The 11,146-nt window shown below is 29.8% G+C and carries 8 protein-coding genes and 1 pseudogene; 3 read left to right on the forward strand and 6 right to left on the reverse strand.

The window, feature by feature from the left end; translation table 11 throughout:
- Positions 1 to 439 precede the first annotated feature (439 nt).
- From AC13CQ_RS01295 to AC13CQ_RS01310, 4 genes are all read right to left on the reverse strand, one after another.
- Positions 440 to 1,075, reverse strand: coding sequence for an RloB family protein (locus AC13CQ_RS01295; protein WP_008614918.1), 636 nt, complete (start codon positions 1,073 to 1,075; stop codon positions 440 to 442).
- Positions 1,062 to 2,405, reverse strand: a complete 1,344-nt coding sequence (locus AC13CQ_RS01300) for an AAA family ATPase (protein ID WP_008614919.1) — start codon at positions 2,403 to 2,405, stop codon at positions 1,062 to 1,064. The genes AC13CQ_RS01295 and AC13CQ_RS01300 overlap by 14 nt, the downstream gene beginning before the upstream one ends.
- A 603-nt stretch (positions 2,406 to 3,008) precedes the next feature.
- Positions 3,009 to 6,566 (reverse strand): ABC transporter permease/M1 family aminopeptidase, encoded by a 3,558-nt coding sequence (locus AC13CQ_RS01305; RefSeq protein ID WP_474507528.1) that lies wholly within the window; start codon positions 6,564 to 6,566, stop codon positions 3,009 to 3,011.
- 3 nt (positions 6,567 to 6,569) lie between these two features.
- Positions 6,570 to 7,457, reverse strand: coding sequence for an ABC transporter ATP-binding protein (locus tag AC13CQ_RS01310; protein WP_008614921.1), 888 nt, complete (start codon positions 7,455 to 7,457; stop codon positions 6,570 to 6,572).
- A gap of 229 nt (positions 7,458 to 7,686) precedes the next feature.
- Between AC13CQ_RS01310 and AC13CQ_RS01315 the strand changes: the two genes are divergently transcribed.
- Positions 7,687 to 8,814: a sensor histidine kinase gene (locus tag AC13CQ_RS01315; protein ID WP_008614922.1), complete on the forward strand. Its 1,128-nt coding sequence runs from the start codon at positions 7,687 to 7,689 to the stop codon at positions 8,812 to 8,814.
- Positions 8,807 to 9,505, forward strand: a complete 699-nt coding sequence (locus tag AC13CQ_RS01320) for a LytR/AlgR family response regulator transcription factor (protein ID WP_008614924.1) — start codon at positions 8,807 to 8,809, stop codon at positions 9,503 to 9,505. Before AC13CQ_RS01315 ends, AC13CQ_RS01320 begins: the two co-directional genes overlap by 8 nt.
- Positions 9,506 to 9,655: 150 nt before the next feature.
- Here the strand turns inward: AC13CQ_RS01320 and AC13CQ_RS01325 are convergent, their stop codons facing one another.
- Entirely contained in the window at positions 9,656 to 9,988 is a 333-nt protein-coding gene (locus AC13CQ_RS01325; protein ID WP_008614926.1) for a hypothetical protein, read from the reverse strand.
- A 286-nt stretch (positions 9,989 to 10,274) separates the two neighbouring features.
- Between AC13CQ_RS01325 and AC13CQ_RS01330 the strand changes: the two genes are divergently transcribed.
- Positions 10,275 to 10,751 (forward strand): hypothetical protein, encoded by a 477-nt coding sequence (locus AC13CQ_RS01330; protein ID WP_008614929.1) that lies wholly within the window; start codon positions 10,275 to 10,277, stop codon positions 10,749 to 10,751.
- Positions 10,752 to 11,018: 267 nt separating this feature from the next.
- On the opposite strand, the pseudogene AC13CQ_RS01335 reads toward AC13CQ_RS01330, so the two are convergent.
- A pseudogene (locus tag AC13CQ_RS01335) lies at positions 11,019 to 11,146 on the reverse strand (IS982 family transposase); the annotation flags it as partial.

An 11,146-nucleotide genomic window follows, 5' to 3' on the forward strand; every position in this document is an offset into this window, starting at 1 on the left:
ATTGAATTCTATAACACCAAAAGAAGGCATACTGAAATAGGAAAAGTACCACCTGATCAAATTTATAATACAAAAAGAATAGCATCATAAATAATTAGATATATATTTAAACTGTCTTACAGATGGGGAGTAGTGTAATATTTAGAACTTCAATTAATCCTTTTTTTTAATGTTTCATTATCTTTTGTCTTGAAACAAAAGAAACAAAAATTCAAGGCTGCATATAATTTTGGAAACAATTAACGGCTCATTCACTATATTTTAGGAAACATTGAAACTCATTAACATTGCTTTGAAATCCCTTGTGTAATTTAAACTCTTAAGAAAAGGTATTACTAAACCCCTAAAATATGGACGCTCTTTTCGCCTATTGTTTTGACTAAAATTTTATGAGGCCGAATAAAACATCGAGATTCTATTTTACATAATAATATATGAGTTATACCTTTAAAAAGCCATCTTCATATTTTAATAACTTTATGATTTCTTTGCCTAAAATATATAATTTTGTAACTCCAATATCAGGGTAATATCCGTCTTTATTTTCATCAATATTTTCTGCATTTACTATAGCAGTTTCAATATCAGGAGCATAAATATCTAAATTATATCCGCCATTAATCTGTTCACTTAGTAATTGTTTCATATGAGTAGAATTTTCTGGAACAATTTTAATCTCACTTTTATGATAATAAAGCCAAACTTCAAAACATTGGTTACTGATTCCAATAAACCAACTTGATGTTATTTGTGTTAAATGATATAATTCATCAATACTTTCTCTTTCCCACCTATCAATATCCAAAATAAACCACAACTGATCCTCAAACTCATTTTCCCAACCATTTTCTTCAACATATTCAGCAGCTCTATCTTTCAAATGATTTGGAGCTGACTCCCCCTTATTAGAGCCAATTGGTGCTATCGTCTTTACAATCAATTTTTGAGATTTTTTATCAAAATAATTGAAATATTTTGCTTCTCTTTCTCCTTCACAAATTAGAATAAACTTTCTTGCATCTCTGAAAGGTTCATCTTTTTTGTATTTTCTATTTGATTTTTTAATTGGAGGCATACTCAGTCCAGTTTAAATCTTCAAAATTTGCAAGCATTGGAATACCTCCAAACCTCCTATTAAGGTAACCTTTTCTAATATCTAAATCAGTTCGGATTTTCTTAAATTCAGCTAAAGTTTTAAACTCTGTATTACCTGTTTTCTTATTTTTTTCTGCAAACCAAATTTCATCTGGTCTCAGCATATTTAAATCTAATAAATTTGATTCGTGAGTTGTAAAAATTAATTGGCCTTTAATATCCTTTTCACTTGATAATTTAGTTAAAAAGCCTTTTAATAGACTTGGGTGTATACTACGCCCTATTTCATCTATTACAAAAACGCTTGGGGATTCATCTGAAACAATAAGACTATAGAGCATTGACATAAACTCTATTAGCCTTTTAGTACCATCGGATTCTTCACTTAAAGAAAATAAATTATCAACCCCGAAACCAGTATGTTCAATATATAGTTTTTTTAATATTGCCTTTTTGTTTTCTAAAGTAGCAATCATATCCACTCCTAAATGAACATTAGAATCTAGGTTTTTTTCTAATTCACTAATTATTTCATCTGTAAAATCCTTATCATCTTCTCCAAAATACTTCTTCAAATCAAAAGATTTAATATGTAAATCTTTTATTCCAGTATCAAAACTACATAACATATCTTTAGTGAAATCCATAAAAGAATTCTTATCCATAAGTTCCGTTAATAGGTATTTTGGTTTAGAATTTGGGAAAATTATTTGCATGCTTAAAATCCAATCTGTTACGATTTCTGCTTCAACAGATAATTTACCTAATTCAATTTCGCTAATTTCTGACAAAAAAAGTTCTTCAGATTTCACTTTCTTTTCATAATGTTCTTTTAAAATCTTACTTTTTTGAGTTTTTACAAGGCTTTCATTAATATCAATTTTACTTACACCTTTCTTCGATACAGTTCTGTCAAATATTAATTTATCTTCTTTACCAATGTTTGAATTGTATAAATATTCATTGATAATTTCTCCTTTATATACCTTTACTCCATAGATGTATATTTTCTCATTAGTTAAAAACTCAATTTCAAAGCTTGAAGGCTTACCTTTGTTACTTTTAAAAATAGAACTTTCAAACTTTATAGCTTTTCCTTCCATTACACAACTTCTTAGATAGTCTAAGGAATCCACCAAATTTGATTTTCCAGAAGCATTTGCTCCATAAATTGCGGACAATTTCAGAATATCGATGTTCTTATATTTGTGTACGTGGTTATCAAATCTTCTAAAATCTCCAGTAAAAAGATTAAATTCTGTAGAATTATTAAAAGAAAGAAAATTAGATATATTATATCTTAATAACATTTTATTACGATTTTTTCGTTGTAAATATATATAAATATAACAATAATAACCTTATTTAGCTCAATAAAAACGATATTTACGTTAATATTAACATTTCATACATATTACGCTTCCCTCCTACGTCGTCGCATAAAAAGTATTCCATTAACATTGCAGAAGAAACTTTTGAGTATAAATTTTTTCAATAAACTTTAGAAGAACTTTCGCTTTTAACCAAAGCTCAAGTTACATAACGCAGAACATTATAGTGCAAATGTTCACTATGTTGTTTAGGACATTGTTTCCATTTGATAGCTATAATGTAGTATTATGTAAAATATCCCAGAAGCATTTGTTTTCATAAGAATAAATAGGAACTTGGGTCATTAAACTATTAAGCGGTTTGCTTCGCAGAGTTTTTTAAAACATTATGTATCTATAATTAGCCGTAATGTAAAATAGCCACTACCAAGCGCTCGATTGTTTTATAAAATCAAATTGCTCTAACAATTTACTTATAACACAAATGCATAGCATTCATGAGCACATTTAAAAAACAATAATAATTAGCGAATAATTATCCAACGCTTGCCAACGCCAAAATAAAAGCTAACCTTTCTTTTATTAAAATCTAAATATATTATCAACTAAATTTTCATCAGATCGGGTTCCATAAGGATCAATAGCAATATAATTAGGAATTTCATTTACTATAAACTTAACTTCAGTGATCTCTTTATTAATTTGTTTCGACTGATAGTATAATACAGAGCTATCATCTTTAACTAAAGAAGGATGTGTTATGAATATTCCTAATTTAACAGGTTCATTAATTCCTACTTCAATTATTTCTCCATTGCTTAAAGTCTCAAAACGCTTTGATTTTATAGTCGCTATAATCTCATAAGTTCCATTTTCTAATGCTATATACGAACTCTCCTCAATGCTTAAGTCGTAGGTGATTACTTTTTTAAACCAATCTTCAAGTAAATGATGGGATTCTTTTGGCGTTTCTTGATAAATCATTTCTAAAAATTCAATGGTATTTGCTTCTAATTTGGAACTACTTCGGTGTCTATCGGTTAGGGCTTTTATAACTTGGTTAAGCTGATTCTCACCAATAAGATCTCGCAATGCTAACATAACATTTAAAGCTTTTCCATAAGAAATATAGCCTTGACCAAGAACTTTATAAACTGGTGGTTCCGGGTCGCTTGCAAACGAGCGACCAGAAAAATAACGCCTTCTTGCATTTTCGCTTAACTCATAAACAGCAGCTTTTCCATACATTTTTTCCATGACAACGGCTTCGGTATATTTTGCAAAGCCCTCTACAAAAATAGATCCACCTGCAACTGGTTTTGCAGACAAGGTATGTCCCCAATATTGATGTGCTACTTCATGAATGGTCCTTTTGGCAACCAAATTGAAAGTCTCATCATTTCTAACATCTGCTAGAAACAATCGGTCTTCAACCATACTTATCACTCCTGGGTGTGCAAATCCACCAAAGGACCAATGTGACGGAATTTCTGCTATTCTAACATGGTCAAAAGCATAGTCTCCAAAGTTTTCCTCACAATAATCTATGGTTTGTTTGGTACTATTTTCAATGTCTTCAATATTAAATGCATGTGCTGCATCATAATATTGCTCTATAGAAATGCCTTTATAATCCACTTTTTTGGTTTTATAGTAGGCTGAAAAATAGGCAATCATTGGTATGACTTTATTCTTGGTTTTATAATGAAAATAGTTCCTATTATTTTCTGACCATTGTTTTACCAAGCTACCAGAACTCAAAGCCATCTGGTTAATACTTGTAGAAACAATGGTTTCAAAGTTTATTTTTTCACTATTAAAATCTTCAAGTGCAATATGTTGGTCTGTACTATTTTCTTTTTCACGTTTCGGTAAATTACGTTTTTCACGTTCAATGTTGTTCGTTATTTCTAGACTAGAACTGTAACCCAACATAGGCTCAAAATCTCTATGCGTAATATATGTTCCGTTTTTCACAATCGTTTTATCTACTTCGTACCCCTTCAACTTATGCTTCAATTCAAAATTATAGCGTACAGAATCATTGGGTTGTAACGGTTTTTTAAAGTGAAATATATAAATGCCATAAATACTGTCGTATGTTACTAAATTTGCGTTTTCAATAGTTATAGACTCTAACGGAAGGCGCTCTGTTACAAATACCTTTGATAAGGGTTTGACATTTCCATTTTTCAATATATAATCCGCTGTTACGGTATAATGCCTTTCCTCTGGAAAAATTGCAACTTCCGTTTTTCTTGACGTTGGAAATGGTCGCACTAAGTCTTCATACCGTTTGAACTTTTTTTCATAGTGCTCTTTAAAATCTAAATTATCAGCTGTGGTTTCATAATCTGAAACAATATTCATATTGTAAAAAATCAGACTTCCGAAACCAATAAACACTAAAATTAAAAATGAAAAGGATACCTTTTGAATAGTTGTATAACCGTTTATAAATTGCTTGAGTTTCGTTGAAAAGTTAGCCACTACGCCTCTATTCCATATTTTAAAAGAGACGAATACCAGCAACAATCCAAAGGATAACCAATACATAGCTAAATGATTGAATAGTCTTAAACCACCATAAAAACCATTCATGTTTGTATAGAAAACTCGTGGCATAAATCCAAGGCTTGTTAATGGATGTTCTAATCCAATAGTGCTGGATTTTAGGCTTCCCAATACAATCAAGCCGAAGATTCCCATGCCTAAATATTTACTTTTTGCCAAACTGTTAACAAACAAGGCAATCATACTGAATACAGCAAGTTGTAATCCGTAATGATAAAATAAAGAAGCGTATAGATTAAACTCAAAATTTGTGTAGTTTAAACTTAACTGAAATAGCATACACGTAATAATTCCAGTGGTAATTAGAATAACTGGTAACAATAAAATGGCAAAGAACTTAGAGAGAAAGAACACGCTATTTTTTGTTGGTACCGCATCTACAATTAGATTAAAGTTTAGGCTATGTTCTTTCCAAACAATTTCGGCACTATAAAAAATGATTAAAATGAGACTGAAAAGCGTTAACGGATTTACTATTAAACTTATAAGTTGATTTGTAAATGGGTATTGGCTTACACCATATTCTCCACCACTAATAACGGTACTATACAATTCTGAAAACACAATAGCTAACCACATAATTAATACGGCTATAAATGGTAAACTTTTAAAAACACTAGTTAACTCTATTTTTAATAATGAGAAAAAGGCTAAATACTGTGCTTTAAAATTATGTGTTGTCTGTAAAGGTTTATAAGCTACTAATTGAGTATTTTTGTTTATAGATCTTTTAGCTTTTTTTACTTTTTTAGTGATTTTTCGAAAGGAAAATAAGCTGTAGGTTCCAAGTAATATTCCCAAACCAACTACTATCCAAATCAATCTATTCCATAAAAACAATCCGGAAAACGATAGTAATTGTGAGTTTTTTTGAAAAGGTGTCCAATATTGTGTTTGCTCAAAAAAAGCAGCCACACCAAAAGGGTCTGCAATTGCTGCAAAAGCCATAGCTTCTGGTGACGCGGGAATAGATTGTGCTAATAAAGGCGAATTTAAAAATAGAGAACAAATAAAATATAACATGTAAACAAATACGGCACTTACATAAGTTGCTATACTATTTTTTGTTATGGCACTTACAGAAAATATGATCGCTGAACATATAAATAGATTTGGTACAACAATGTATAGCCATGGTTGAACATAGGTCAGTAATTGAAAATCACCTAAACGTTCTACATCCAAATCAGAAAAATAGTTTCCTAAGATATAGCCTAAAATAAATGGCGTAAAAGCTAAAATGCTAAATATAAATGTACCTAAAAACCGGCTCCAAAAGTAATATGCCTTTTGTATAGAAGAACTGTAAATAAGCAATTCCATATTGTGCTGCTTATCGCGAAGCATGGCACTAATGGCAAAGAACATGATAATAAATACACTCCCTAATGTAAATAAACTTGTATGAAAATATACTTGATAAACTGAATTATAATCAACTCCAGTTGGTGCAAACCCTTGCCTACCAACAAAAATTCCCAAGAATAAAAATAAGATGGCAAATATGGGGAATGCGCGCTGTTTTACTTGATAAAAAACTTCAAATTTTAATAATTGCGTAAACATAACTTATTGTTTTTTTGTTGGATTATTAAAAAGTGTAGTGAAATAAAAATCTTCTAAATTGGGAGTAATTAATTGAAAACCTTCTTCTGGTTTTTTATCAGACAATACTCTAATTTGGGTGTCACCTGCAACTAATTTTGTTGAGATAACATCAAAGGTGTTTTTGTATACTTCAATGTCTTTTTTAGGTACTATCTTTGTCCATATTTTGCCTTCAATACTCGTCACTAAATCTTTTGGGTTTCCTTCAGAAATAATTTCACCATTAGATAATATGGCCATTTTAGGACACAAGTTTCTAACATCTTCAACAATATGTGTCGATAAAATAACAATAACGTTCTCCCCTATTTCGCTCAATAAATTCAAAAATCGATTGCTTTCTTCAGGATCTAAACCAGCTGTTGGCTCATCCACAATAATTACTTGCGGATTTCCTAATAAGGCTTGTGCAATCCCAAAGCGTTGACGCATGCCTCCAGAAAAGGTATATACCGATTTTTTTCTGTGTTGATAGAGATTCACTTGCTGTAACAAGGCTGTTACCTGGTTCTTACGCTGTTTTTTGTCTACTATACCTTTTAAAATCGCCAAATGATTGAGTAATTTTTCTGCTGAAATTTTAGGATATACACCAAACTCTTGAGGTAAATAACCCAAATGCTGTCTAACATGTTCAGGCTTTTTTATGATATCAGAATCGTTAAAAGAAATACTTCCTGAAGTTGGTTCTTGTAGTGATGCAATGGTTCGCATTAAGGAAGACTTGCCAGCTCCATTTGCGCCTAATAATCCAAACATGCCATCGGTGATTTCCAAATTAATGTCGTTTAATGCCTTAACGCCATTAGGATAGATCTTGCTTAAATTATTGATTTGTAATGTATTCATATCTGTCGATTTGTAATTGATGTGCTATTTTAGTTTTAATTTGAGACAAACATAAATTGAAGAAAGCCTCCTTTATAATTTATATGATGTAAGCTGATTATATGAAGTCAAAAAACATGAAAAGCTGTATGAATCCTATTTCATGCTAAAAATTATAGTGTTGGTGTTAATTTTAGTAGTGTCTACCAACTTTCTTGTTAATACATGATTACATACTTACTTTTGCTGTATGGTTGAGTACATCAAAAAAAACAGAGCCTTTTTAATAGCACTAATTATTATACCTATATTTTATATGTTGGATTATTTTGGTGTTATAAATATTCCTGAAGATGAGCCACTTGAAGTAATATTAATTACACTGTTTTGGTGGTGGGTCATAGCATTGCCTATTCATAATTATAACTATTTAAAGCGTAAAGGTGCTACCATACTTAAGGTTATAGTGCTGATTGTTGTTTTTATCGTAGCATTAGGTGTAGATACTTTGATGGATATGCCAGATAATCCAGTGACTTTTATACTATTAATGGGGTTTTGGATTGGTGTTGTGTATTTACTGATTCCTACATTTATAAATAAATATTGGAAACTCATTGCGCTTATTTATATACCACTATTTATATATTTTCTTTATTTAAGGTTATTTTCTGGTGGTTTAGAAGCCTATTTAGAAATTAAAAAAGAGTTTCCATTTTACGTGTTCTTTTTACCCATTCCGGTATTATTTTTCGTTTGGGTGTACGAACAGTGGAAATGGTTTAGAAATTTAAAAGCTGAAAAATCTAAAACTGAACTTTCACTTTTAAGAACGCAGATAAATCCTCATTTTTTCTTCAATACCCTAAATAACTTGTATGCCTTAACCGTAAAACAATCTGAAAAAGCACCAGAAGTCATTTTAAAATTATCTGATATGATGCGTTATACTATTTATGAAGGTGAAAAGGACATGGTAAAGATTAAAGACGAAATAGAATATTTAAACAATTACATTGAATTACATAAAATACGTTATAAAAAATCTGTAGAGATTACGTTTAATCATGATGTGGATACCAGTTTAACTATTGCACCTTTGTTGTACATTATTCTTTTAGAAAATGCCTTTAAACATGGAATTGAAACTTTAGCTGAAAACGCTTTTGTACATATTAACTTAAATGAAGAAACAGATTTTATTATTTTTTCAATTGAAAATAATTTTGATCCCAATGAAATTAGTTTATCAAAGGGAATAGGCTTACAAAATTTAAAAAGAAGATTATCTTTATTATATAAAAACAAACATGAGTTAAAAGTTGATGTGTCAAACAATCTATATATAACAACCTTAAAGATTGCTAAACATGCTTAAGTATATAATTATTGATGACGAACCGTTGGCTCATGAAATAATTGAAGAGTTTTGTAGTATGTTACCGCATTTACAATTAGAAAAAAATTGTTACAGCGCTATGGATGCCATGCAGTATCTAAATGAAAATACTGTCGATTTTATGTTTTTGGATATTAATATGCCTAAATTAAAAGGTTTAGATTTTTTAAAAACATTATCAAATCCTCCAAAAACCATAGTTACAACGGCTTATAAAGAACATGCAATTGAAGGTTTTGAATTAAACGTTGTAGATTATATTTTAAAGCCTTTTAGTTTAGATCGATTAGTAAAAGCTGTAAATAAAGTTTCTGAATCCCAGGCTTTAAAAACTATTACAAAAGAAGTTGCTTCTAAAACTTCTATGAGATTCTTTGTAAAAGGTGATAAAAAACACCATCAAATAGATTTGAATGATTTGCTATATATTGAAGCTTATGGTAACTACACCAAACTTTTTTTAAAGAACGAAATGATTATTAGTCACGAAAAAATATCGTACTACGAATCTATTTTAAAGAAAGATAATTTTTTAAGAGTTCATAAATCGTTTCTTGTAGCTACAGATAAAATTAAATTTATAGAAGGTAATCGTATTTTAATAAACGAGCATAGAATTCCTATTGGACAAACATACAAAAGCAATGTAAATAAGCTATATAACAGTTAATTCCCATTCCACACACATTATGCTTCCCTCCTACGTCGTCTCATAAAAAGTGTTCCATTAACTGTAGTATAAGAAGCTTTGCAAGAAAACTTTTAAAAGAAAAATCAGCATTATAGTGCAATCCAAAATCTTTATTATAAAGTTCTATTGTTATTTCTTTCCTTTTTTAATAGTTACCAAGCTATTTATAATCATATTTTTAAAATATTCTTCTGGAGGTTGACTTTTAATTTGCAGTATGTTATTAGTTGTACTGAAATCAACAATTGAGAATTCTTTAAAATGTTTATTTTTATAATTTATCATTTTGTTTACAACTTTCCCTTGTTTATGCCTGCTAAGCATATCTTTAAACATTTTATCTCCAATAACTCCTTTCTTTAAGGCTAAATTCCATGCTTCTATACATATTTCAAACACCTGTACTGTTGTCCATTTTTCAGGTAAGCTATCATCAAACTGCTCATATATTTCCATAATCATTTCTGAATATTTTGGACTACTTTTTTTCCATATATTTCTTTCATAGCTAAATTTATTTATATAATCATCTAAATATACTGAATTATCAAAGGATGTTTTTTTGAATTCCTAAGTAAACCTTCACTACGAATCCTAATGCATATTTCGGGTTTAATTTAAAGTGTATGGGTAAAACTGCACCCCCTTCCTCCTCCTTTTATCAATTCAAAAACAATTTCGTAAAAAATCTAGTTAATTAGCATTATTTACTACATTACAGTTAGTATTAATTTAATAATATTTAGATATGAAAAATGTAATTCAAAGTAAGTTTTCTGAGGAAGACAGAGTAGAAATCCGTAATGGAGTTAACAGTTTGATGGCGTTAATAGAAGGGAAAGTAGCAGCTTTAAATGAGGAAGAACGTTTAAAATACGGATCTATTAATGAGGTAAATAAGCTTTTTGTTAATAAGGTTAAATCTTATTCTGATGAGAGTCCTAGCTTGCGGTCGCCAGATGTGGATTGGGTTGAGTTTAGAGCAGATTATGATATGCGTGCATTTTTAGAAAGTCAAATACAATCGCTTTCTAGTGTGGTATATCAGTTGGAGAGTACCAAAAAGCTTCACGATTATGATAATTTCCAAGATTCTTTAATAGATTATAACTATACACAGTATAAAAAGAATGCCCAAGACAGTGGATACTCTGAAAAGCTAACCGAATTAAAACAGTTTTTCCCACGTACCAAAAAAAGTAACAATCAGAATATTGAAGAATAACAAGATTTTCATTTCTATTAATTTAAGCCACTAATTCACAAATCTATAATTCCTTTCTGCTAATTTGTGAATTAGTGACATATAGAAGAGTTTCTTCTTGATACTTAATACTATTTCAGCTACAAATACACGGATATAATTTCTTAATACTTATAATACTCTTAATACTATATCCGTTTACGTATCGATACGTAAAAATATACGTTCGCTACCTAAACGTATACGTTACAGACGTATAAATTTAACCTCTATACACCCGTTGTGCATTTAGGCAATATTGATTTTTAGGTTATTGATATTTCTGTTGAATTCAAATATGTTTATATATTGAATGACCGTCATAGCCGTAATCTTAGATAATATTCTGTTTTTGAATCCCTCAAAAGATTTAGCAT

The organism is Galbibacter sp. L-19 (assembly GCF_056857615.1).

Bases quoted from the DNA above. Each gene is read 5' to 3' on its own strand.
- AC13CQ_RS01295 (WP_008614918.1), bottom strand. From the start codon at position 1,075: ATGCCTCCAATTAAAAAATCAAATAGAAAATACAAAAAAGATGAACCT.
- AC13CQ_RS01300 (WP_008614919.1), bottom strand. From the start codon at position 2,405: ATGTTATTAAGATATAATATATCTAATTTTCTTTCTTTTAATAATTCT.
- AC13CQ_RS01305 (WP_474507528.1), bottom strand. From the start codon at position 6,566: ATGTTTACGCAATTATTAAAATTTGAAGTTTTTTATCAAGTAAAACAG.
- AC13CQ_RS01310 (WP_008614921.1), bottom strand. From the start codon at position 7,457: ATGAATACATTACAAATCAATAATTTAAGCAAGATCTATCCTAATGGC.
- AC13CQ_RS01315 (WP_008614922.1), top strand. From the start codon at position 7,687: ATGGTTGAGTACATCAAAAAAAACAGAGCCTTTTTAATAGCACTAATT.
- AC13CQ_RS01320 (WP_008614924.1), top strand. From the start codon at position 8,807: ATGCTTAAGTATATAATTATTGATGACGAACCGTTGGCTCATGAAATA.
- AC13CQ_RS01325 (WP_008614926.1), bottom strand. From the start codon at position 9,988: ATGATTATGGAAATATATGAGCAGTTTGATGATAGCTTACCTGAAAAA.
- AC13CQ_RS01330 (WP_008614929.1), top strand. From the start codon at position 10,275: ATGAAAAATGTAATTCAAAGTAAGTTTTCTGAGGAAGACAGAGTAGAA.